The sequence below is a fragment of the Polaromonas sp. P1_F2 genome, assembly GCF_056405735.1.
In genome coordinates, this window is the sequence record NZ_JBFUBN010000001.1 from 530,551 (window position 1) to 550,806 (window position 20,256).

Consider the following 20,256-nt stretch of genomic DNA (forward strand, 5'->3'; position numbering starts at 1 on the left):
AAGGAGACTGCCATGGCCGTCAGAATCATCAGGCTGGGCACAGCCCGCAGTGCCAACGAGGGTTTGCGCATAGGCACGGTGCGCAGGCCGCCGCGCGGCGTGCCCAAGGCCGAATTCGCCTCACAGGATTGGTACGACGTCTGGTACCCCAACCTCGCGCCCAGCGTGGAAACCCTGAAGCTGGGCCAGAGTGTGGACTCCGACAAGGACTGGGCCGCCTTCAGCAAAAAATACCGCTCGGAAATGAACGAGTCCGACGCCAGCCGCAATCTCGACCTGCTGGCGGCGCTATCGCACCAGGCGAACTTCGCAATGGGCTGCTACTGCGAAAACGAGGCGCGCTGCCACCGCTCACTGCTGCGGGACCTGCTTAAGGACCGCGGCGCCAAAATCGGTTAGCCCCACGGTTGCTCACTGCGTGTAGCGCCCTGCCCCCGAGGGGCCGCTGCGCCTGCGGTCTGGCAAAGCCAGTCCCGCGGCCCCGACCTTGGCTTAAATCGCTCCCTTAGAGTTTGACGTACTCGTACTCGAGGGGATTGGCATTGATGCCGCGATCAGGCGGTGCGATCCATGCGGCCATCTTGCCAGGTTCGGTGACGCGGTTCATCAGGCTCTTCACGAAAGCCGTGTCGGCCGGCGTCGGCAGCCATTGGTCTTTCTTCGCCTCGAAATCGGCGGTGCTGATCGGGTTGCCCAGCGGGTCGGTGAAGTTGCCGGCCCAGGCACCGACTTCACGGCGAAAGCGCGTCGATGGCAAGGTCAGTTCAAAGTCCACGCCCGCGCGCTTGATGCCCATGTTCCAGCGCGTTACGCCGACATTGCAGTCCTTGACATATTCGAGGCGCGTGATTTCATTCATGCCGTTGCGCGTCGAAATCGTCTCGTTCTTGAGCCCGCCCTGCCCGTTGGGCACCACGATGCTCATCTCGGTCTCCAGCTCCACATGGTCGGCAAACTTGGCTTCGTCCGGCCGGCCCTTGATGCCGTTGCTGAAGTAGTTGGCGGCGTTGGACGAGGCTTCCGAGCCGAACAGGTCCAGCGACGAGGTGAACCAGAAGTTCATGAACTTCTGGATGGTGGGCAGGTCGATTACGCCGGCCTTGCGCAGCGTCGCGACGTCGTCAGTGTCCAGCTCCTTCATGACTTCCAGCGTGCGCTTGATGACGCGGCCCACGCCGGTTTCGCCCACAAACATGTGGTGGGCTTCCTCGGTCAGCATGAAGCGTGTGGTGCGTGCCAGCGGGTCGAAGGCGGATTCCGCGAATGACTTGAGCTGGAATTTTCCGTCGCGGTCGGTGAAATAGGTGAACATGAAGAAGGACAACCAGTTGTCCATGGGCTCGTTGAAAGTGCCCAGGATGCGCGGCTTGTCGGCGTCGCCGCTGTGGCGCATCAGGAGCTCCTCGGCTTCTTCGCGGCCGTCGCGGCCGAAGTGCGCGTGCAGCAGGTAGACCATGGCCCAGAGGTGCCGGCCCTCCTCCACATTGACCTGGAACAGGTTGCGCAGGTCGTACAGCGAAGGCGCGGTGTGGCCCAGCAGGCGCTGCTGCTCGACCGAGGCCGGCTCGGTGTCGCCCTGGGTCACGATGAGGCGGCGGAAGGTGGAGCGGTATTCGCCGGGCACGTCCTGCCAGACCTCTTCGCCCATGTGGTCGCCAAAGCCGATCTTGCGTCCCTCTTCCTTGTCGGCCAGGAAGATGCCCCAGCGGTAGTCGGGCATGGGCGTGTAGCCGTAGCTGGCCCAGCCCGAAGCATCGACACCGACGGCGGTGCGCAAATAGACTTCCTTGGCCTTGAAGTCGCTGGGGCCCATCTCGTCCCACCAGTTCAGGAAGGCCGGCTGCCAGTGCTCCAGCGCGCGCTGGAGCTGGCGGTTTTCGCCCAGGTGGACGTTGTTGGGGATGAGGGCTTGGAGGTCTATAGAGCTCATGATGTTTCCTTAAATACTTTTTCGACGGGCCGCCCCTAGAAAAAACGGCCCCCTCGGGGGGAAGCGCATTACGCGCAGCGAAAAGCGTGCGGGGCTAAATCCTCTTCCAGTCGAATTTGGCTTTTTTGCCTGTGCCGAAAAGTTTCAAGGCACCGTCCTCACCCACCGCATTCGGGCGGATGAAAATCCAGTTCTGCCAGGCCGACAGGCGACCGAAGATGCGTGTTTCCATGGTCTCCTTGCCCGGGAAGCGCAGCGAGGCTTCCATGCCGGTCATGGCATCGGGCGAGAGCGAGGCGCGCTCTTCCAGCATGATGCGGATTTCGTCTTCCCAGTCGATGTCGTCGGGTGTCAGGGTCACCAGGCCCAGGGCCAGCGCCTGGTCAGCGCGCAGCGCGCTGTCGCCGAGTTTTTGCAGTTGGGAAATCGTGGCGCTGTCTTCGCAGAAGCGCGTCTGTAGCCGCGTCAGGCCGTTGACGGCGGGAAACCAGCCGAAGTTGGCGGGGCTCAGTTGCAATGCAGGCGCGCTGTCGGGCGCATCGGGCAGATCGAGCATGTAGATGCGATCGCAAGCCAGGGCCAATTCATAGAAGGTGCCGGCAAAACACGAGCCTGCGTCGACCAGCGCGATCAGCGAGCGGCTGGTGACATCCAGCCGCGCCAGCGTACGGCGCAGCGCGCCCGTGGTTTCCTTCACCAACCAGTGATCCTTGAGCTTGGCCAGCACCTCGTCCATGCGGATGACCTGGCCGGCATCGCCCATGGTCTTGATGACCCAGGTGCCGACTTCGAGTTCATTGGTGCGCAGGTTCAGGATGGCGTCGTCGAGTTCACGCTGCAGCTTGAGCGGGTACCAGTTGGCGCCGGCTGCTTCAATCGCCTCGGGTGTGGATTCAATCGCGCTAGCGGGTGCCTTCACCGTGACAGTGGCGATGCGCTTTTCGCGGTCGATCTGAGCATCGACCAGGCTGTAGTGGTAACCGGCGTCATCGATCAGGGCTTTGAGTGGCGTCAGTTCTGTGCCCTTGGCGCCGGCGGCCCGCGTCGACTGCGCGCGCAGCGCCTCGATTTCGGTGTTCAGCAAGTCGCCGAACTGCTGCGGCTTGGCATGGGCGTCGATCAGCTTCCAGTCCTTGGCGCGGTCGGCGCGTACGCCTTCGGAGGTCGTACAGAAAATATCGGCCAGGTCGCGGCGCACCTTGCGCTTGTCGGTCACGCGGGTCAGGCCGCCGGTGCCGGGCAGCACGCCCAGCAAAGGCACTTCGGGCAGGCTCACGGTGGAAGAGCGGTCGTCGACCATGATGATGCGGTCGCAGGCCAGGGCCAGTTCGTAGCCGCCGCCGGCGCAGGCGCCGGTCACCGAGGCGATCGCCTTCAGGCCGTCATGGCGGGAGGAGTCTTCCAGGCCGTTGCGGGTTTCGTTGGTGAACTTGCAGAAGTTGACCTTCCAGCCGTGGGTGGACAGGCCCAGCATGTAGATGTTGGCGCCCGAGCACCAGATCTTTTCCTTGCCCGACTCGAACACCACCACCTTGACGGACGGGTGCTCGAAGCGCACGCGGTTGATGGCGTCGTGCAGCTCGATGTCGACGCCCAGATCGTAGCTGTTGAGCTTGAGCTTGTAGCCGGGCTTGATGCCGCCGTCTTCGTTGATGTCGAGCTTGAGGCGCGCAACGTCGCCCTCCACGCTCAGCGTCCAGTGCTGGTATTTGCTGGGGTGAGTGGAGAAACTCACGAGCTCGCGCTCCTGGCCCTCAATGACCTGTTTGAATAAAAGCGGTTCTGTCATGGCGTTCATGGGGTGTCTCCGGTTAGGTCCGTTCGGCTTGTTCGCGGACGGTTGTTTTGGGAACGGCGCGTTCCAGGTCTTTGAGGCTTTGTTTCAGTGTGCGCGCAGCGGTATCGACCACGGCATCAGCGCGGGCATAAAGCGCTTCCCGGCTTGAGAGGATGCGGCGGATGTCCTCCATCGCCTCGTCGGTCGCGCCGCGGGTCGTGTCAAAAGGCCGCATGTCGCCCTGGGCCACCACGCGGGCCATGTGTTCCTCAGGGCTGGCCTTGAGCCACACGCAATAAAAGCGGCTTTGCAGCAGGTCGAAGGTCTCGCGCTCGCTCACGATGCTGCCGCCCGTGGTCATGACCACGCCTTCCGGGTGGTCCTCGGCGATGCGGAACAGCGCGCGGCGCTCATAGCGGCGGTAGCCGGCCTGCCCATGCAGCAACAGGATTTCGTTCATGCTGGTGCCGGCTTCGCGTTCGATCTCGCGGTCGAGTTCGATGAAAGGCACGCCGCGCTCAGCCGCCAGCTGGCTGCCCAAGGTGGACTTGCCGGCGCCGCGCAGGCCTATCAGCGCCACGCGCTGCTCGCGGCCCAGCGCGTCGCTAAGGCCGAAAGTGCCGCCGAGCAGGCTGTAAGCCTGGTCCAGTTGGGCATCGTCCAGCCGCGTCAGCAGGCCCTGCACGCGGGCCAGCGCCGGGCGCGGCGCGTCCTGCAGCAGTTCCAGGATGGAGATGTTGAGCGCGCGGGCCGCAGCTTCCAGGGAATTGATGGACACATTGCCCTTGCCGCTTTCCACGTCGGCCAGGAAACGCTCGCTCAGGCCCGAATCCGAAGCCAGCTGTTTCCGCGTCATGCCGCGGCGGGCACGCCAGGCGCGAACGCGGGCGCCCAGTTCACTGAGCGTGGCTTTCGATTCCTGTTCAGACATGATTTCCAAGAGACACCTGTTTGAAAAAATTAGGTTTTATGCAACTTTTACCGTTGCGCCCTGCGTTAATTGCAGTATACTTCACTTTAACTTGATGTAAAGCAGTTTATTGCATCTTTTTTCTGGAGACTTTTTGATGAAACTCAAAATCCTTGTAGGCACAATGACCAGCACCGCTGACTATGTCGCACAAGCAATCCAAATGGATTGTGCGGATTTGGTGAGTGAGATTGAAGTCGAGCTGATGGATAACCTGGACATCAGCGTCTTTGATGCGGCCAAGGCCGAAGATGCACTTTATCTCATCTGCAGTTCCACCTACGGCTCGGGCGACGTGCCCGACAACGCCCGTGCCCTCTATGAGTCGCTGGGCGCCAATCCCCAATTCCTCGGCCACGTGCGCTACGGCGTCATTGCGCTCGGCGACCGTACCTATATGCAGACCTTCTGCTTCGGCGGCAAGAAATTTGACGAGCGCCTGCAGGACCTCGGCGCACAGCGCATCGGCGAAGTCTGGTGCCATGACGCGAGCAGCGGCACCATGCCGGAAACGGAAGGCACCGAGTGGTGCCGCCAATGGCTCACCGATGCCCTGCAGACATTGGGGGCCAGTTCCGCCACCGCCTGACGCACAGAAAAAGAAGAAGAAGAAACGACCCGTAGCGCTTGATGAGCGTGCGCAAGCAGCTACCAAAACAAAAGACAAAAAGAGATCTGGAGACAAGCATGCAAACAAGCAGCGCCGACCATTCGGCAAGCCCGCCCCGGGTGACCATTCCGCGCGACTACAACGCGGCGCACGACCTGCTGGCGCGCAATGCCACGCGCCCCGGCAAAGTGGCGTTTATGGACGCGCTGAGCGGCGAACAGCTCACTTACGGCGAACTCACCGAACAATCCCACCGATTTGCCAACGCCCTGCGCGCCCAGGGCTTCGCCCCCGAAAGCCGCGTGCTGCTGGCCATGCTGGACACGCCGCAGTGGCCGGTCGCCTTTCTGGGCTGCATCCTCGCGGGGGTGCTGCCCGTGGCGGCCAATACTTTGCTGACCACACAGGACTTCGAATTCATGCTGCGCGACTCGCGCGCCCAGGGCCTGGTCGTCTCGCACGCGCTGCTGCCGGCTTTTGAACCGCTGCTGGGCAAGATCGACCAGCTCAAGACTGTGATCGTCGCAGGCGTTGAGGAGTCCGCAGGACACACCACCATGGCTGCCCTGCTGCGCGCATCGGCGGCCACCCCCAGCATCGCGGCCACCTGCGCCGACGACGCCTGCTTCTGGCTGTATTCCAGCGGCTCGACCGGCGCGCCCAAGGGCACGGTGCACCTGCACAGCCACCTGGTCCAGACGGCGGAGCTTTATGGCCGCGGTGTGCTGGGCATACGCGAGTCCGACGTGGTGTATTCCGCCGCCAAGCTGTTTTTCGCTTACGGCCTGGGCAACGCGCTGACCTTCCCGATGAGCGTGGGCGCCACCACGGTGCTGTTGCCCGCGCGGCCGGCGCCCGCCGATGTCTTCGCGCTGCTCAAAAAATACCAGCCCACGATTTTTTACGGTGTGCCCACGCTGTACGCCGCCCTGCTGGCCGACCCGGCACGGCCGGCGAAGTCCGAACTGAGCCTGCGCCTGTGCACCAGCGCCGGCGAAGCCCTTCCCGCCGAGATCGGCAAAAAATGGACGGCACACTACGGCTGCGAAATCCTTGACGGCATAGGCTCCACCGAGATGCTGCACATCTTTTTGTCCAACCGTCCCGGCCAGGTGCGCTATGGCACGACCGGCCAGGCGGTGCCGGGCTATGCGCTTCGCATCATCGGCGACGACGGCCGCGAATGCGCCGACGGCGAGATCGGCGAACTGCAGATCAGCGGCCCCAGCGCCGCCATCATGTACTGGAACAACCGCGCCAAGACCAAAGCCACCTTCGCCGGCGAATGGACCAAAAGCGGCGACAAGTACACACGCGACGCCGACGGCTACTACACCTACGGCGGCCGCAGCGACGACATGCTCAAGGTCGGCGGCATTTACGTTTCGCCTTTCGAGGTGGAGGCCTGCCTGATGACGCATGCGGCCGTGCTCGAAGTGGCGGTGATCGGCGTGGCCGATGCCGATGAGCTCGTCAAGCCAAAGGCCTACGTGGTGTTCAAGGCCGGCCAGAGCGCCACCATGGACGAACTCAAGGCCCACGTGAAGCAGCAGCTCGCACCCTACAAGTACCCGCGCTGGATTGAGTTCGTCAGCGAGTTGCCGAAGACGGCCACCGGCAAGATCCAGCGCTTCAAGCTGCGCCAGCCGCGCTGACGCGCACCGTGCACAAACCCGCCGTGCCGCAAAAAACCTCGAAAAAAAGTGCAGGCAGGCCCGGATCGGGCACAGCTATTGCTTTAGATGTAAACAATTCAACCCTCAATCTCGGGTTTTACACTAGGGCCGCCCACACAACGCACGCTTACTATTCGTCTAACTGTTTTCAGTCTCAACCAGGAGCTATTCCATGACCTCACGCCGTCTCATACTGACCCGCAGCGCCGCCATGATAGGTGCCGCCTCCACCGGCCTTTTGCTCCCCGAAATTGTGCGTGCGCAGTCCGCCAAGGTGCGTGTGGGTTTCATGTTGCCCTATACCGGAACCTTCGCCCAGCTCGGCGTGGCCATTGAAAACGGCTTTCGCATGGCCATCAACGAGCAAGGCGGCAAGCTCGGCGGCCGCGAGATCGAATACTTCAAGGTCGACGACGAGTCCGAGCCGTCCAAGGGCATTGAAAACGCCAACAAGCTGGTGCAGCGCGACAAGGTCGACGTGCTGGTCGGCACGGTGCACTCGGGCGTGCAGATGGGCATCCAGAAAGTCGCGCGCGACAGCGGCGTGCTGAGCCTGATCCCCAATGCCGGCGTGCATGCCGCCACGCGCAGCCTGTGCGCGCCCAATGTGTTCCGCACTTCCTTCACCAACTCGCAGCCGACCCGCGCCCTGGGCAAGGCCATGGTGGACCGCGGCCACAAGAAGGCCGTCTGGATCACCTGGAAATACGCCGCGGGCGACGAGGCGTTTGAAGGCTTCAAGGAAAGCTACACCGCCGCGGGCGGCACCATCGTCAAGGAGCTGGGCCTGCCCTTCCCGCAGGTCGAGTTCCAGGCCCTGCTGACCGAGATCGCCGCGCTCAAACCTGACGCCGTGGCCTGCTTCTTCGCCGGCGGCGGCGCCGCCAAGTTCATCCGTGACTATGCGGCCGCCGGCCTCAAGGAGAAAATCCCGCTGTACGGTTCCGGCTTCCTGACCGAAGGCGTGCTCGACGCCGCCGGCCCCGCGGCCAACGGCATCATCACGACCATGCACTACAGCGACTCGCTGCCGACCCAGCGCAACGGCCAGTTCCGCCTCAGCTACGCCAAGACATTCAAGATGCAGCCCGACGTTTACGCCGTGCAAGGCTACGACACCGGCCTGCTGCTGATCCAGGGCGCCAACGCCGTCAAGGGAGACCTGAGCAGCAAGCCGGCCCTCTACAAAGCTATGGAAGGCGCCGTCATCGACAGCCCGCGCGGCAAATGGACGATGAGCCCTTCGCACAATCCGGTGCAGGACATGTATTTGCGCGTGGTCGAGAACAAGGAAAACAAGGTCATAGGCGTGGCAGCGAAAGCTCTGGCCGACTCCGGCGCCGGTTGCAAGATGGCCTGATCGCCTTAGTTTCAGCGCAATGGGAGGTCTTCAGGCCTCCCATTTTTTTGAACCATGCTGGCACGGACCATGCTGACGGGTCCTTACCGGTGCTATCTTCAGGCTCATGACGCTCACCACCTACCTCCTCTACGTCGCAGCCGTTGCCCTGCTGATCCTCACGCCGGGCCCAACCATGCTGATGTGCATGACGAATGCACTCAACCACGGCCCACGCAAAGCCATGACCTCGGTGGCCGGCAGCGTCTCGGCGGTGCTGTGCGTCATGTTGCTGTCGGCCATGGGCCTGGGGGCCTTGCTCGCGGCGTCCGAAACCGCCTTTACCGTGACCAAGGTGATTGGTGCAGCCTACCTGATCTGGCTAGGCATCAAGACCTTCCGCAGCGAAGCGGCCGTCTTTGACCCCGCCGCCGGCGAAGCACCGGCCCAGCGCCGTTCGTTCTTCCTGCGCGGTTTTCTTGTCGGTGCCAGCAACCCCAAGGCCGTGCTGTTTTTCGCGGCCTTCTTCCCGCAGTTCCTGAACCCGGCCGCGCCCTTTGTGCCGCAGTTCGCCATCCTCGCCCTGACCTTCATGGCCTTCGAATTCACGGTGCTCACCTGCTGCGCGCTGGGTGTATCGCGCATCGCGCCGTTGCTACGCTCCAGCCGTGCCGTGCGCTGGTTCAACCGCGTCTCTGGAGGCCTGTTCACGCTCATGGGCAGCCTGCTTCTCTTTACACGTCGTCATACCTAATCGGATTTATGGATCTCGCCAACTTCCTTATCCAGCTGCTCAACAGCGTCCAGTACGGCCTGCTGCTGTTCATGCTGGCCGCCGGCCTGACGTTGATCTTCGGCATCATGGGTGTCGTCAACCTGGCCCATGGCAGCTTCTACATGCTGGGGGCCTACCTGGCGTGGTCGCTCAGCACGCTGACGGGCAGCCTGACGCTGGCCATCCTCGGCGGCGCGGTGCTGTCGGTCATCTTCGGCCTGGCGCTGGAGTGGCTGCTGTTCCGCCATTTCTACAAACGCGACCATCTGGACCAGGTGCTGCTGACCTTCGGCCTGATCTATATCTTTGAAGAGCTGCGCTCCATCCTCTGGGGCGACGACGTGCACGGCGTCACGATTCCAGAGCTGCTGAGCGCCTCGGTGCCGCTGACCGACAACCTTTCCTACCCGGTCTACCGCCTCTTCATGTCGGGCGTCTGCATCGCGCTGGCGCTGGGCCTCTACTGGATGATTTCGCGCACGCGCCTGGGCATGAAAATACGCGCCGGCGCCTTCAACCGCGACATGGCCGAATCGCTGGGCATCAACATCAAGCTGATCCATGCCGTGGTGTTCGCGCTGGGCGTGGGCCTGGCGGCCGTGGCCGGCATGATCGCCGCGCCGGTCGCCAGCGTCTACCCGAACATGGGTTCGCAAGTGCTCATCATGTGTTTTGTGGTGGTGGTGATTGGCGGCATAGGCTCGGTGCGCGGCGCGTTGATTTCCGCGCTGCTGGTCGGCCTGGTCGACACCTTCGGCAAGGTGCTGCTGCCTTCCATGGCCGGCATGCTGGTCTATATGTTGATGGCTGCTGTCCTTTTGTGGAAGCCAGAAGGACTCTTTAAACAATGAGCACGGCAAAAGCAAACCTCGAAATCCTGCCGCGTGGCGTGCAGGTGGCGTTGGGGCTGGGGCTGATCGCGCTGGTCGCCTTCCCCTTCGTCGGTACCGACTTCTACACGCAGATGGTCACGCGCATGATGATCATGGCGATCTTCGCGATGAGCCTGGACCTGCTGCAGGGTGTGAGCGGCCTGGTGTCGCTGGGCCACGCGGCCTACTTCGGCCTGGCCGGCTATGCGCTGGCTTTCCTGACGCCCGCGGGTGAACCCGTGAGCCTATGGTGGACGCTGCCGGTGGCCGTGCTGGCCTCCGGCCTGGCGGCGCTCATCATCGGCTTCTTTGTGGTGCGCACCCACGGCATCTACTTCATCATGGTCACCATGGCGTTTGCGCAGATGGTGTTCTACCTCTTCTTCGACAACAAGGCCCTGGGCGGCTCCGACGGGCTTTATGTCAACTTCAAGCCCAGCGCCGCCGTCTTCGGCTGGGTGCCCTTCGACCTGGACAGCAAGCTCACGCTGTACTACTTCACGCTGGGCGCGATGCTGGGGGTCTACGCCTTCTTGCGCCGCCTGCTCTGGAGTCCCTTCGGCCGCACGCTGGCCGGCATACGCGTCAACGAACACCGCATGCGCGCCATGGGCTTCGGCACCTTCGGCTACAAGCTCTCGGCCTTTACGCTGGCCGGCGCGCTCGCGGGCCTGGCCGGCTACCTGTGGGGCACGCAGACCGGCTACATCAACCCCGAGCTCATGGGCTTTCACATGAGCGCGCACGCCATCATGATGGTCATCCTGGGCGGCATGGGCAATTTCGCGGGGGCCATCGTCGGCGCCTTCGCGTTTGAATATCTGCTGCACGTCTTCAAGGACCTGCCGCAGATCGGCAGCGTCAACCTCGGCAAACACTGGCAGCTGTGGATGGGCCTCTTCATCGTGCTGCTGGTGGTTTTCGCGCCGCGCGGCATCCTGGGCCTGGTTGAAAAATTCACCCAGCGCAAAGCCAAGGCGGAGGCCGGCCATGAGTGAAGTCCTGCTCAGTGCAAAAAACCTCACCAAGCGCTTCGGTGGGCTGGCTGCGGTCAACGATGTGTCGGTCGACCTCTGGCGCAACCACATCCACGCGGTCATAGGCCCCAACGGCGCCGGCAAGTCCACCTTGACGAACCTGTTGTCAGGCGACCTGCCGCCGACATCGGGCACGGTGACGCTGGGCGGCCATGACGTGACCGGCTGGACCCCCGAGAAAATCTCGGGCAAGGGCCTGGGCCGCAGCTACCAGAAGACCAATATCTTTTTGCCTTTCAGCGTCTGGGAAAACGTCAGGCTGGCCTCACAGTCGCGTGCGCCGCATGCCGCCCACTGGCTCAAGCGCGCCACCGACTTCGCGGCGGTCAATACCCGTGCCGAACAAGCGCTGGAACTGGCCGGACTGCAAAACCGCAAGCACAGCATCGCCGGCACCATCAGCCACGGCGAGCAGCGCCAGCTTGAAATCGCCATGACGCTGGCCACCGAACCGCAGGTGCTGCTGCTCGATGAACCGCTGGCCGGCATGGGCGTGGCCGAGGCCGAGCGCATGGTCGCCCTGCTGCTGGCCATCAAGAAAAACCACGGCATCCTGCTGGTCGAGCACGACATGGACGCGGTGTTCACGCTGGCCGACAAGCTCACCGTGATGGTCAACGGCCAGGTGATCGCCAGCGGAACGCCCGCGCAGATAAGGGCCGATGCCGGTGTGCAGGCAGCGTATTTAGGCGAGGAACACTGATGAACGCCCCCGAGAAACAGATCGACATCCTGATCGGCGCCCAGGACATCAACACCTACTACGGCGCAAGCCACGTGCTGCGCGGCATTGACTTTCACGTCGCCCGCGGCGAGACGATTGGCCTCATGGGCCGCAACGGCATGGGCAAGAGCACCTTGCTCAAAAGCATCATGGGCCTGGTCAAACCGCGCTCGGGCTCGGTCGCGATCAACGGCAGGCCGATGACGGGCGCGCCTCCCTACGAAATCGCCCGCCTCGGCATTGCCTACGTGCCCGAAGGCCGCGGCATCTTCGGCAACCTCAGCGTGACCGAGAACCTCAAGATGGCGGCACGCGCCGGCACCCAGGGCCAGCGTGACTGGACCTACGAGCGCGTGCTCGAGACCTTCCCGCGTTTGAAAGAGCGCTTGAACCACGGCGGCCAGCAGCTCTCGGGCGGCGAACAGCAGATGCTGACCATTGGCCGCGCGCTCATGACCAATCCGGACGTGCTGATCCTCGACGAGGCCACCGAAGGCCTGGCGCCGCTGATCGCGCGCGACATCTGGCGCATCTGCGGCCTGATCCGCGAAACCGGCATCAGCAGCGTGATCGTCGACAAGAACTGGAAGCACGTGACCCAGATCACCGACCGTAACGTGATCCTGGTCAAGGGCCAGGTCGTGTTTGAAGGCAGTTCCCCCGAACTGCATGCCAAGCCCGAGTTGCTGGCGCAGTACCTGGGCGTATGAGCCGGGAGTTGCCAGGGAGCGGCAACCATGAAGATATCACCGGCCACCTCGACACTGAGCCTCACCGTGCTGGCCATGCTCGCCTTTGCGGGCAACTCGCTCCTGTGCCGCCTCGCACTTCGCAGCACGCCGATTGACGCGGCCAGCTTCACGGCCCTTCGCATCGCTTCGGGTGCGCTGGTGCTCTGGCTTTTCATGTGGCGGCGTGGTGTCACGGCGACCGGCAACTGGCCGTCGGCCGGGGCGCTGTTCGTCTACGCGGCCGCATTCTCGCTGGCCTACGTAAGCCTGCCGGCGGCCACGGGTGCCCTGCTGCTGTTCGGCTCGGTGCAGCTCACGATGCTGGGCACCGGGCTGGCCCGCGGCGAGCGGCTGGGCGCCAGGCAAAGCGCCGGCCTGGCAATCGCCGTTGTGGGCCTCATGGCATTGTTGCTGCCGGGCGTCGCCGCCCCAAGCTTGCCGTCGGCCATGTTGATGTTGCTGGCCGGCATCGCCTGGGCGGTGTATTCGCTGCGCGGAAAACACGCCGGTGACGCGACGCGGGCCACCGCCGGAAACTTCCTGCGCGCCACGCCGCCAGCGCTGTTGTTGGCCGGCTTGATGTTCCCGCAGCTGATCTGGGATATGCGCGGGGCGGCATATGCCGTGACCTCCGGCGCGCTCACTTCCGGTATGGGTTACATCGTCTGGTACGCGGCGGTAAAGCGGCTTCCCGCCACTACGGCGGCCTCGGTACAACTGTTAGTGCCGGCCATCACCGCGCTGGGCGGTATCGCCTTTCTGGGGGAGCCGCTGGGCTGGGCGCTCGCCGCCTGCTGCGCGGCCATTCTGGGCGGCGTCGCGCTGGCCGTGCGCCCTTCGCCGCCCAAAAGCTAAAGCAAGGCACGCAATTCCCGCGCCGCGTCAGGCGGGGCTGGTACACAACTTGCTCCGATTTTTCTGTCCGGTCCGGGGCACGCACCAGTGCGCCGACGACAGGCATGAAATCCCTATCTCCCTCTGAAAGCAAGCCATGCCTTCTACCCCTGCTATCCGTCGATCTTTCCTGGCGGCCCTCTGCGCTGCGTCCAGCCTGTTCGCCACACTGTCTTCGGCACAGGACGTCTACCCCAGCCGGCCGGTCAAGGTCATCGTCGCGTTGCCGGCGGGCGGCAGCGTGGACATGGTGGCGCGGCAGATCAGCCAGCAGTTGACGTCCGACCTGGGCCAGCCTTTTGTGGTGGACAACCGGGCAGGCGGATCCGGCCAGATCGGCGTACCGGTGGTTGCAAAAGCGCCACCGGACGGCTACACCCTCATGGTGTCGCCGGCATCCTTCCTGACCACGAACAAGAGCATCTTCAAGACGCTCCCCTACAACCCCGAAACCGACTTTGTGCCCGTGACCAAGCTGGTCAACCAGGCCATGGTGCTGGTGGTGCACGACAAGGCGAAATACGCCACCCCGGCCGACGTGCTGGCGGCGGCCAAAGCCAACCCCGGCAAGCTGACCTATGCTTCCTCGGGCGATGGCAGCCCGCAACACCTGGCCGGCCTGATGTTTGAAAGCCGGACCGGCGTGAAACTGCTGCACATCCCGTACAAGGGCGGTGCACCGGCGATTACCGACCTCATAGGCGGCGTAGTGGACATGGCCTTCGCCCCGCTGCCGGAAGCGCTGCCGCACATCAAGTCCGGCAAGCTGCATCCGGTGGGCGTGCTCAGTGAGAAGCGCGCCATTTCGGCGCCGGAAATTCCGACGCTGAAAGAAGGCGGCGTGAACAACGTGGTGCTGTCGGCCTGGATCGCCTTGCTGGCACCCGCCAAAACGCCCCAGCCCATCCTGGACAGCCTCGGCAAGTCCGTGAAGACCATGCTTCGCGGCGATGCCAAAAACAGGTTCATTGAAATAGGCATGGAGCCGGCGGTCGACGAAAGCAAACCCCTGGGTCAGGTGATCTCGGAAGAGATCCGTATCCATGCTGACCTCGTGAAAGCGGCCGGGCTGGTGCCGCAATAAGGCTAGGCTAAAGCAGGGAGCGCAATTCCCGCGCAGCATCCAGCAGCAAAGGCAGCAGCTCGCGCTGCAGCACCTCCACGCGCAGGCGCTGCGGCGAGGACACCACGTTGAGCGCGGCCACCGTGCGGCCCTGCATGTCGCGCAGCGGCACGGCCAGCGCGTGCACACCCAGCTCATGCTCCTCGCTGGCCAGGCAAAAATCATCCAGCCTCACCTGCTCGACCAGGGCCTTGAGCTTGCGCGGGTCGGTGGTCGTGTGCAAGGTCAGCCGCGCCAGGTTGCCGGTTTCGGTTTTTGCCTTGAGCCAGGCGCTGAATTCGCTCTTGGTCTTGGCGGCCAGCAAGATGCGGCCGGTGGAAGTGGCATGCGCCGGCAGGCGCGCGCCCAGGTGCAGGCCGTAAGCCAGCACGCGGGCCGGCGCTGCCTTTGGGTCGCCTGAGGTTTTCCATTCAAAGCCGCTGCGCCCGATGATGACGATCTCGTCGCCGTCCAGCACCGCGACCGAAAACGACTCCTGCGCCTGCGCGGCCAGCCGGTTCAGCGCGGGCTGGATGGCGCGCGGCAGGCGTGCCGTCGCAAGGTAGCTGCCGGAAAACCGCAGCACCTTGGGCGCCAGCCAGAAATAGCTGCCATCGGTTTCCAGGTAACCCAAGTGCGTGAGCGTGAGCAGATGGCGGCGCGCCGCCGCGCGGGTGATGCCGGCGCGCTCGGCTGCCAGCGTGGCATTGAGGCGCTGGCGCTGCGTATCGAAGCTTTCCAGCACCGCCATGCCCTTGGCCATGCCTTCAATCATGTCGGCTTTGGCAATCGCAAAGGTGCCGGGTTTTGAAGCGGTTCGGGACGTGACCATTGCGCGATCATCGCACAAACAGGCCAAACATCGTGCAAAGCCGCTTGCCGCCACTGGCGATCCGAAGTCGCGCGCCCTACCCTTGAGGCCAACAGGATTTATGGGAGACAGACATGCGTGTACAGGTTGCCATCGTGGGCGGCGGCCCCGCCGGGCATTTGCTCGGCCAGTTGCTTTACAAGGCCGGAATCAGCGCCATCGTGATCGAGCAGCGCAGCCAGGACTATGTGCTGGGCCGCATACGCGCGGGCGTGCTCGAACAAGGCACGACCGACCTGCTCGACGAAGTCGGTGTGGGTAGCCGCATGCATGCCGAAGGCCTGGTGCACGGCGGCATTTCGCTGAGCTTCGGCGGCGACCACCACCGCATCGACCTGCAGCAGCTCACAGGCGGCAAAAGTGTCATGGTATACGGCCAGACCGAGGTGACGCGCGACCTCATGAACGCGCGCGCCGCGGCGGGCCTGGCCACCGCCTACGAAGCCGAAAACGTCAGCCTGCATGACTTCGACGGCACGCGTCCCAAGGTGCGCTACGTGCAGCACGGCGTGGCGCACGAGGTCGAATGCGATTTCATCGCCGGCTGCGACGGCTTTCACGGCGTGAGCCGCGCCAGCGTGCCATCCGGTGCGATGCAGACCTTTGAGCGCGTCTACCCCTTCGGCTGGCTGGGTGTGCTGTCGGAGACACCGCCCGTGGCCGACGAGCTGGTCTACAGCAACCATGCGCGCGGCTTCGCCCTGTGCAGCATGCGCAGCCACACGCGCAGCCGCTACTACGTGCAGTGCGCGCTGGATGACAAGGCCGAGCGCTGGAGCGACGACGCCTTCTGGGACGAACTGCGCCGCCGCCTGGCGCCCGAGCTCGCCGAAAGCCTGGTGACCGGGCCATCGATCGAAAAAAGCATCGCCCCGCTGCGCAGCTTTGTCGCCGAGCCCCTGCGCTTCGGCCGGCTGTTCCTCGCTGGCGACGCCGCCCACATTGTGCCGCCCACGGGTGCCAAGGGGCTGAACCTGGCGGCCAGCGACGTGCGTTACCTGGCCCGCGCGCTGGCTGGTTTTTACGCCGGCGACGAGTCCGGCATAGACCGCTATTCAGAGACCTGTTTGCACCGCGTCTGGAAGGCTGTGCGCTTTTCCTGGTGGTTCACCTCGCTGATGCACCAGTTCCCCGATGGCGGGGAGTTCGGCCACAAGCTGCAGGAGGCGGAGCTGGACTACCTGATCCATTCGCCGGCGGCCTCAACGGCCCTGGCCGAAAACTATGTGGGCCTGCCGCTTTAAGTTCACCTTTTTTTGCCTGGTGTGAGTCAGGCTGTTCCCGCCGCACCGATGGCCTGCCGGGCCCAGACCAGCAACTGCCCCGGGTCGTCGAGCAATTCGGCAGGCGCGGCGTAGTACTTGCGCACCTGGACCACACCGTTTTTGGTGGAGTAGCTGAAGGGCTTGGAGCCCTTCTTCTCGTATGCGGCGCGCGAAGCTTCGTCCACCCGAAAGTACAGCGTGTTGCCCATGATCATGGCGAACTGGTTTCCGCCGTGCTTCATCGCGTGGCCGCCAAAGAACTTGCCATCGCGGATGTCTCCCAGCGGCGCCAGCAGTTCACGCACATAGGCGACGAATTCGGCATTTGCGCTCATGCAGTCCGCTCCGCTGCTGCTGCAGAAACTTTTTGTCTTGATTTCATGACAGCCATTGTGGGGATGGACGCCTGCCGCCCGCGATGCACTGCGGGTCGTTGAAAGTGGCCGGGTTGTTGCGGTCACAGGGGATGCTGCAGTTGCTGGATCCACGGCAGGCCGACTTGACGGACTCCTTCGCGGTCTGCTCCCAGTTGATATCAGCGCAGGCGCTGAGCAAAGCGGCCAGGGCCGCGGCGATGGCAAGACGTTTCATGGGAAGTTCCTGAACAGTAAATCAAGCGGTATCGTCCGGCCGGGAAACCAGCAGGTCCCCGGGCTGGCAATCGAGAAATTCGCAAATACGCATCAGCGTGTCAAAGCGCACGCCCTTGACCTTCCCCTGCTTGAGCAGGGAGAGGTTGGCTTCGGTGATGCCGACGTAGGCGGCCAGGTCTTTGGACCTGGCCTTGCGTTCGGAAAGCATCACATCGAGTTTGACAACGATGGGCATGCGCGGAAACGTGAGAAAGCGGAAAAATCAGACGAACTGCGCGTTCTCTTCGGCCAAGGCCACGGCACGTGCCATCACGGCGGCGATCTGCCACACCATGCCGGCGAACAGCAGGGTCAGCAACTCGTTGCTGCCCAACCCCAGCGACAGCGCGCGCTGCCCGGCCGGCGCCCCCAGGGTCAGCACCACCGTGACCAGCGTGGACGCCAGCACACCAGTGACCACCGACGCAAAAATGCCGGCGGCAAAACCGCGCAGGTATTTGACGGTGCGCAGGCTGAAATACTCGGCCTGCGAAAACCCCGAGAAGCAACGCATCGCACACACCAGCCCGTAGGACGCACAGCACACCGGCAGCACCCCCAGCAGCGCGGCCAGGCATTTTTGCCCCAGCGTGATGTCCATGGCGGCGGCCTGCGCCGCCTGCAGCGAGAGGCCCGCGCGCACCAGCAGGCTGTCCACCGGCGTGCTCAGCAGGTGGTAGGCGACTGCCAGCGGCAGCGCCACCGCGAGCAAGGCGCAGGCCCAGGCCAGCACGCTGCTGATGCCCTGCACATCGGGCCCGGACGCGGCCAGGGGAGTTGCTGTGTGTTTCAAGGGAGCACCTGTTGCCTTGTTAAGAGGGCTTCAGTGTCTCAGAATAATTACTGTAAAACAATAATTAATATCTCTAAAACAGAAATTATGTGAACAATTTTGGGCACTTTAGCGACAACCCGCGCTACCGCCAGCAAGGGTTTGGGGTAAATTGCCTGCACGCCGGCGAGCCGGGCTGGCCTTCTCTTCACGCTTCTCCACCTCATTCAATGCCCACTTCCAAATCACTCGCCGCCCGCAAAACTCCCTCCTCGCCCTCCTCGCCCTCCCCCATCCAGCCGCTCAAAGGCGTGCGCGTCGTAAGCCTGGCGCTCAACCTGCCCGGCCCGGCGGCGCTGATGCGATGCCGGCAAATGGGCGCGAGCTGCGTGAAACTTGAGCCGCCTGCACCTGCAGGCGCGCCAGCCAACGCCTCGGGCGACCCGATGAAGCTCTACAACCCGAAGGCTTACGCCGAGCTGCATGCTGGCGTGCGCATCAGCACGGCCGACCTCAAAACTGAACGCGGCCAGGCCTTGCTGCACCGCGAACTCGCAAAAGCCGACGTGCTGCTCACCTCCTTCCGGCCCTCGGCCCTGATCAAACTCGGGCTGACCTGGAAGGCCCTGCACAAACAGTACCCGCAGTTAAGCCAGGTCGCCATCGTCGGCAGCCCGGGCGAGCGCGCCGAAGAACCGGGCCATGACCTCACCTACCTGGCCGAGAACGACCTGGTCACCGGGCAGGACTTGCCCGCCACGCTGTACGCCGACATGGGCGGCTCGCTGATGGCCAGCGAAGCCGTGCTGCAAGCCGTGATGCACCAGCGGAGCAAGAGCAAAGGCGCGTACCTTGAAGTCGCCCTTTCCGCCGCGGCCGGCTACCTGGCCCTGCCGCGCAGTTGGGGCCTGACGCAACCCGGCGCGGCCGTAGGCGGCGGCCATGCGGGCTACCGCCTCTACCCCTGCAAGGACGGCCGCGTCGCGCTGGCGGCGCTGGAGCCGCACTTCGCGGCCAGCCTGTGCGCCGCCGCCGGCGTCCAGGCCTCGGGCATGAAGGCCATGTTCGCATCGGCCACGCATGCGGCGATTGAAACCTGGCTCAGAGGCAAGACACGCAAGGAACTGGACGCGCTGGCCGTGGAGAAGGACATTCCGCTGCATACGCTGGCGGCCTGAGCGTCCCTGCGCGAACTCACGAAGCCCGCCGCGCCAGCACCACCATTGCCGCCCCCAGCAGCAAGGCGCCCACGCCCTGCTGCGCGCTCAGCGGTTCGGCAAACAGCCAGGCCGCCGCGACGGCGGCCACCAGCGGCTCCACCAGTGTGCCTATCACCGTCGCGGTCGGCGACAGGCGCCGCGCGCCCCAGGCAAAGGCCAGGTAGGCAATCGAGGTGGTGAAAATGCCGGTGTAAGCCACCTGCAGCCAGGCGGTGGTGTGCTGCGGCCAGGTCACACCTTGCGAGATGGCCATGACCAGCATCAACAAGGCGGCCGCGCTCATGCTCCAGGCCGAGGCCGTGACCGCGGGAATGTGCGAGGGCATGCGCGCATTGCCCAGCACCACCAGCGAATACAGTCCGGCCGAAGCCAGCGACCAGGCCAGGCCGGCCGCGTAATGCGCCGGCAGGCTCAAGCCCTCGCCGGGCATGGCGATCAGGCCCACGCCGAGCAAGGCCAGGCCCAGCGCCAGCAGCAGCCGGCCGCTGGCGCGCTCATAAGCACGCAGCACCGACAGCAGCGCCACCATGACGGGCGCGCAGCAGATCGAGATCACCGTGGGCAGCGCCGCGCCGATGTAGCCCATGGCGATGAACCAGCTCGTGACGTTCAGCGCCATGGCCAGGCCGGTGCCCACAACCAGCGCCTGGCCGCGGCGCGGCAGTTGCCGCCATTGGGCGGTATGCGGCGCAAGCGGCAACTGCCGCCAGTGCCACCACCACAGGAGCGGCAGGCCCAGCGCGAAGCGCGCCAGGGACAGGCTGTAGGGCGCCATGCCCCCGGCCATCACAGACTGGGCCACCAGGGCACCCACGCCCCACAAGACGCCCGCAAGCAAGATACCGCCCCAGGCCAGGGTGGCCGATGTTTGGGTTTTCATGAAAATTCTCCGTCCGTGCGCCTGCCGCAGGCGGGGTCGCCGCGAAAAAAGCAGGCAGGCGCGTCAACTCAAGGCCGCGCGCCGTTCCGCTGGAACTGGCACGGCCAAAGGGCGCAGCCCGGCGTCAAGCCGGGTGCATCACAGGCTGACGGAGGGGGGAGAAAGCTGGAGTTGCATGG

The 20,256-nt window shown here is 64.2% G+C and carries 22 protein-coding genes; 13 read left to right on the forward strand and 9 right to left on the reverse strand.

The genetic code is table 11. The features are described 5' to 3' along the window. Nucleotides 1-12 precede the first annotated feature (12 nt). Nucleotides 13-399, forward strand: a complete 387-nt coding sequence (locus tag AC1D0O_RS02625; protein ID WP_477651991.1) for a DUF488 domain-containing protein — start codon at nucleotides 13-15, stop codon at nucleotides 397-399. Between the two features lie 106 nt (nucleotides 400-505). Here AC1D0O_RS02625 and boxB read toward each other — a convergent pair whose 3' ends face one another. From boxB to AC1D0O_RS02640, 3 genes are all read right to left on the reverse strand, one after another. Next, a complete protein-coding gene (gene boxB / locus AC1D0O_RS02630; RefSeq protein ID WP_477651992.1) occupies nucleotides 506-1,930 on the reverse strand; it encodes a benzoyl-CoA 2,3-epoxidase subunit BoxB in 1,425 nt (474 codons plus the stop codon). Between the two features lie 94 nt (nucleotides 1,931-2,024). Next, nucleotides 2,025-3,719, reverse strand: coding sequence for a 2,3-epoxybenzoyl-CoA dihydrolase (gene boxC / locus AC1D0O_RS02635; RefSeq protein WP_477652242.1), 1,695 nt, complete (start codon nucleotides 3,717-3,719; stop codon nucleotides 2,025-2,027). Nucleotides 3,720-3,741: 22 nt separating this feature from the next. Continuing rightward, nucleotides 3,742-4,638 (reverse strand): helix-turn-helix transcriptional regulator, encoded by an 897-nt coding sequence (locus AC1D0O_RS02640; RefSeq protein WP_477651993.1) that lies wholly within the window; start codon nucleotides 4,636-4,638, stop codon nucleotides 3,742-3,744. A gap of 136 nt (nucleotides 4,639-4,774) precedes the next feature. Between AC1D0O_RS02640 and AC1D0O_RS02645 the strand changes: the two genes are divergently transcribed. The 10 genes from AC1D0O_RS02645 (at nucleotide 4,775) to AC1D0O_RS02690 (ending at nucleotide 14,419) form a co-directional block, all read left to right on the forward strand. After that, nucleotides 4,775-5,266, forward strand: coding sequence for a flavodoxin domain-containing protein (locus tag AC1D0O_RS02645; protein WP_477651994.1), 492 nt, complete (start codon nucleotides 4,775-4,777; stop codon nucleotides 5,264-5,266). A gap of 98 nt (nucleotides 5,267-5,364) precedes the next feature. Further along, nucleotides 5,365-6,942, forward strand: a complete 1,578-nt coding sequence (locus tag AC1D0O_RS02650) for a benzoate-CoA ligase family protein (protein WP_477651995.1) — start codon at nucleotides 5,365-5,367, stop codon at nucleotides 6,940-6,942. Between the two features lie 193 nt (nucleotides 6,943-7,135). Next, nucleotides 7,136-8,323, forward strand: coding sequence for an ABC transporter substrate-binding protein (locus AC1D0O_RS02655; protein ID WP_477651996.1), 1,188 nt, complete (start codon nucleotides 7,136-7,138; stop codon nucleotides 8,321-8,323). Nucleotides 8,324-8,429: 106 nt separating this feature from the next. Further along, nucleotides 8,430-9,056, forward strand: a complete 627-nt coding sequence (locus AC1D0O_RS02660) for a LysE family translocator (RefSeq protein ID WP_477651997.1) — start codon at nucleotides 8,430-8,432, stop codon at nucleotides 9,054-9,056. Nucleotides 9,057-9,064: 8 nt separating this feature from the next. Next, nucleotides 9,065-9,928, forward strand: a complete 864-nt coding sequence (locus tag AC1D0O_RS02665) for a branched-chain amino acid ABC transporter permease (RefSeq protein WP_477651998.1) — start codon at nucleotides 9,065-9,067, stop codon at nucleotides 9,926-9,928. After that, nucleotides 9,925-10,947 carry a branched-chain amino acid ABC transporter permease gene (locus AC1D0O_RS02670; RefSeq protein ID WP_477651999.1) on the forward strand — a complete coding sequence of 341 codons (1,023 nt, stop codon included), beginning with the start codon at nucleotides 9,925-9,927 and terminating at the stop codon, nucleotides 10,945-10,947. Before AC1D0O_RS02665 ends, AC1D0O_RS02670 begins: the two co-directional genes overlap by 4 nt. Beyond that, nucleotides 10,940-11,689: an ABC transporter ATP-binding protein gene (locus AC1D0O_RS02675; protein WP_477652000.1), complete on the forward strand. Its 750-nt coding sequence runs from the start codon at nucleotides 10,940-10,942 to the stop codon at nucleotides 11,687-11,689. The genes AC1D0O_RS02670 and AC1D0O_RS02675 overlap by 8 nt, the downstream gene beginning before the upstream one ends. Beyond that, nucleotides 11,689-12,420: an ABC transporter ATP-binding protein gene (locus AC1D0O_RS02680; protein WP_477652001.1), complete on the forward strand. Its 732-nt coding sequence runs from the start codon at nucleotides 11,689-11,691 to the stop codon at nucleotides 12,418-12,420. The genes AC1D0O_RS02675 and AC1D0O_RS02680 overlap by 1 nt, the downstream gene beginning before the upstream one ends. Before the next feature lie 27 nt (nucleotides 12,421-12,447). Next, nucleotides 12,448-13,296, forward strand: a complete 849-nt coding sequence (locus AC1D0O_RS02685) for a DMT family transporter (RefSeq protein WP_477652002.1) — start codon at nucleotides 12,448-12,450, stop codon at nucleotides 13,294-13,296. 136 nt (nucleotides 13,297-13,432) lie between these two features. Further along, nucleotides 13,433-14,419: a Bug family tripartite tricarboxylate transporter substrate binding protein gene (locus AC1D0O_RS02690; protein ID WP_477652003.1), complete on the forward strand. Its 987-nt coding sequence runs from the start codon at nucleotides 13,433-13,435 to the stop codon at nucleotides 14,417-14,419. Nucleotides 14,420-14,426: 7 nt separating this feature from the next. On the opposite strand, the gene AC1D0O_RS02695 is transcribed toward AC1D0O_RS02690, so the two are convergent. Continuing rightward, on the reverse strand, nucleotides 14,427-15,269 hold the full coding sequence (locus tag AC1D0O_RS02695) for an IclR family transcriptional regulator domain-containing protein (RefSeq protein WP_477652004.1): 843 nt from the start codon (nucleotides 15,267-15,269) through the stop codon (nucleotides 14,427-14,429). 113 nt (nucleotides 15,270-15,382) lie between these two features. On the opposite strand from AC1D0O_RS02695, the gene pobA reads away from it, so the two are divergent. Continuing rightward, the gene (gene pobA, locus AC1D0O_RS02700) at nucleotides 15,383-16,552 is read left to right on the forward strand and encodes a 4-hydroxybenzoate 3-monooxygenase (RefSeq protein ID WP_477652005.1); all 1,170 of its coding nucleotides are present in this window, start codon (nucleotides 15,383-15,385) and stop codon (nucleotides 16,550-16,552) included. A 26-nt stretch (nucleotides 16,553-16,578) separates the two neighbouring features. Here pobA and AC1D0O_RS02705 read toward each other — a convergent pair whose 3' ends face one another. The 4 genes from AC1D0O_RS02705 to AC1D0O_RS02720 are packed head-to-tail and all read right to left on the reverse strand — an operon-like array spanning nucleotide 16,579 to nucleotide 17,998. Next, on the reverse strand, nucleotides 16,579-16,908 hold the full coding sequence (locus AC1D0O_RS02705) for a TfoX/Sxy family protein (RefSeq protein WP_477652006.1): 330 nt from the start codon (nucleotides 16,906-16,908) through the stop codon (nucleotides 16,579-16,581). Nucleotides 16,909-16,951: 43 nt separating this feature from the next. Next, a complete protein-coding gene (locus AC1D0O_RS02710) occupies nucleotides 16,952-17,164 on the reverse strand; it encodes a hypothetical protein (protein WP_477652007.1) in 213 nt (70 codons plus the stop codon). Between the two features lie 21 nt (nucleotides 17,165-17,185). Then, on the reverse strand, nucleotides 17,186-17,401 hold the full coding sequence (locus tag AC1D0O_RS02715) for a helix-turn-helix domain-containing protein (RefSeq protein ID WP_477652008.1): 216 nt from the start codon (nucleotides 17,399-17,401) through the stop codon (nucleotides 17,186-17,188). A 27-nt stretch (nucleotides 17,402-17,428) separates the two neighbouring features. Further along, nucleotides 17,429-17,998 (reverse strand): DUF2975 domain-containing protein, encoded by a 570-nt coding sequence (locus AC1D0O_RS02720; protein ID WP_477652009.1) that lies wholly within the window; start codon nucleotides 17,996-17,998, stop codon nucleotides 17,429-17,431. A 209-nt stretch (nucleotides 17,999-18,207) separates the two neighbouring features. Between AC1D0O_RS02720 and AC1D0O_RS02725 the strand changes: the two genes are divergently transcribed. After that, nucleotides 18,208-19,155: a CoA transferase gene (locus tag AC1D0O_RS02725; protein ID WP_477652010.1), complete on the forward strand. Its 948-nt coding sequence runs from the start codon at nucleotides 18,208-18,210 to the stop codon at nucleotides 19,153-19,155. A 16-nt stretch (nucleotides 19,156-19,171) separates the two neighbouring features. On the opposite strand, the gene AC1D0O_RS02730 is transcribed toward AC1D0O_RS02725, so the two are convergent. Next, nucleotides 19,172-20,077 carry a DMT family transporter gene (locus AC1D0O_RS02730; RefSeq protein ID WP_477652011.1) on the reverse strand — a complete coding sequence of 302 codons (906 nt, stop codon included), beginning with the start codon at nucleotides 20,075-20,077 and terminating at the stop codon, nucleotides 19,172-19,174. Nucleotides 20,078-20,256: the final 179 nt, after the last annotated feature.

Bases quoted from the DNA above. Each gene is read 5' to 3' on its own strand.
- pobA (WP_477652005.1), top strand. From the start codon at position 15,383: ATGCGTGTACAGGTTGCCATCGTGGGCGGCGGCCCCGCCGGGCATTTG.
- boxB (WP_477651992.1), bottom strand. From the start codon at position 1,930: ATGAGCTCTATAGACCTCCAAGCCCTCATCCCCAACAACGTCCACCTG.
- AC1D0O_RS02625 (WP_477651991.1), top strand. From the start codon at position 13: ATGGCCGTCAGAATCATCAGGCTGGGCACAGCCCGCAGTGCCAACGAG.
- AC1D0O_RS02660 (WP_477651997.1), top strand. From the start codon at position 8,430: ATGACGCTCACCACCTACCTCCTCTACGTCGCAGCCGTTGCCCTGCTG.
- AC1D0O_RS02730 (WP_477652011.1), bottom strand. From the start codon at position 20,077: ATGAAAACCCAAACATCGGCCACCCTGGCCTGGGGCGGTATCTTGCTT.
- AC1D0O_RS02685 (WP_477652002.1), top strand. From the start codon at position 12,448: ATGAAGATATCACCGGCCACCTCGACACTGAGCCTCACCGTGCTGGCC.
- AC1D0O_RS02665 (WP_477651998.1), top strand. From the start codon at position 9,065: ATGGATCTCGCCAACTTCCTTATCCAGCTGCTCAACAGCGTCCAGTAC.
- AC1D0O_RS02680 (WP_477652001.1), top strand. From the start codon at position 11,689: ATGAACGCCCCCGAGAAACAGATCGACATCCTGATCGGCGCCCAGGAC.
- boxC (WP_477652242.1), bottom strand. From the start codon at position 3,719: ATGACAGAACCGCTTTTATTCAAACAGGTCATTGAGGGCCAGGAGCGC.
- AC1D0O_RS02690 (WP_477652003.1), top strand. From the start codon at position 13,433: ATGCCTTCTACCCCTGCTATCCGTCGATCTTTCCTGGCGGCCCTCTGC.
- AC1D0O_RS02705 (WP_477652006.1), bottom strand. From the start codon at position 16,908: ATGAGCGCAAATGCCGAATTCGTCGCCTATGTGCGTGAACTGCTGGCG.
- AC1D0O_RS02670 (WP_477651999.1), top strand. From the start codon at position 9,925: ATGAGCACGGCAAAAGCAAACCTCGAAATCCTGCCGCGTGGCGTGCAG.
- AC1D0O_RS02715 (WP_477652008.1), bottom strand. From the start codon at position 17,401: ATGCCCATCGTTGTCAAACTCGATGTGATGCTTTCCGAACGCAAGGCC.
- AC1D0O_RS02710 (WP_477652007.1), bottom strand. From the start codon at position 17,164: ATGAAACGTCTTGCCATCGCCGCGGCCCTGGCCGCTTTGCTCAGCGCC.
- AC1D0O_RS02645 (WP_477651994.1), top strand. From the start codon at position 4,775: ATGAAACTCAAAATCCTTGTAGGCACAATGACCAGCACCGCTGACTAT.
- AC1D0O_RS02695 (WP_477652004.1), bottom strand. From the start codon at position 15,269: ATGGTCACGTCCCGAACCGCTTCAAAACCCGGCACCTTTGCGATTGCC.
- AC1D0O_RS02650 (WP_477651995.1), top strand. From the start codon at position 5,365: ATGCAAACAAGCAGCGCCGACCATTCGGCAAGCCCGCCCCGGGTGACC.
- AC1D0O_RS02675 (WP_477652000.1), top strand. From the start codon at position 10,940: ATGAGTGAAGTCCTGCTCAGTGCAAAAAACCTCACCAAGCGCTTCGGT.
- AC1D0O_RS02725 (WP_477652010.1), top strand. From the start codon at position 18,208: ATGCCCACTTCCAAATCACTCGCCGCCCGCAAAACTCCCTCCTCGCCC.
- AC1D0O_RS02655 (WP_477651996.1), top strand. From the start codon at position 7,136: ATGACCTCACGCCGTCTCATACTGACCCGCAGCGCCGCCATGATAGGT.
- AC1D0O_RS02640 (WP_477651993.1), bottom strand. From the start codon at position 4,638: ATGTCTGAACAGGAATCGAAAGCCACGCTCAGTGAACTGGGCGCCCGC.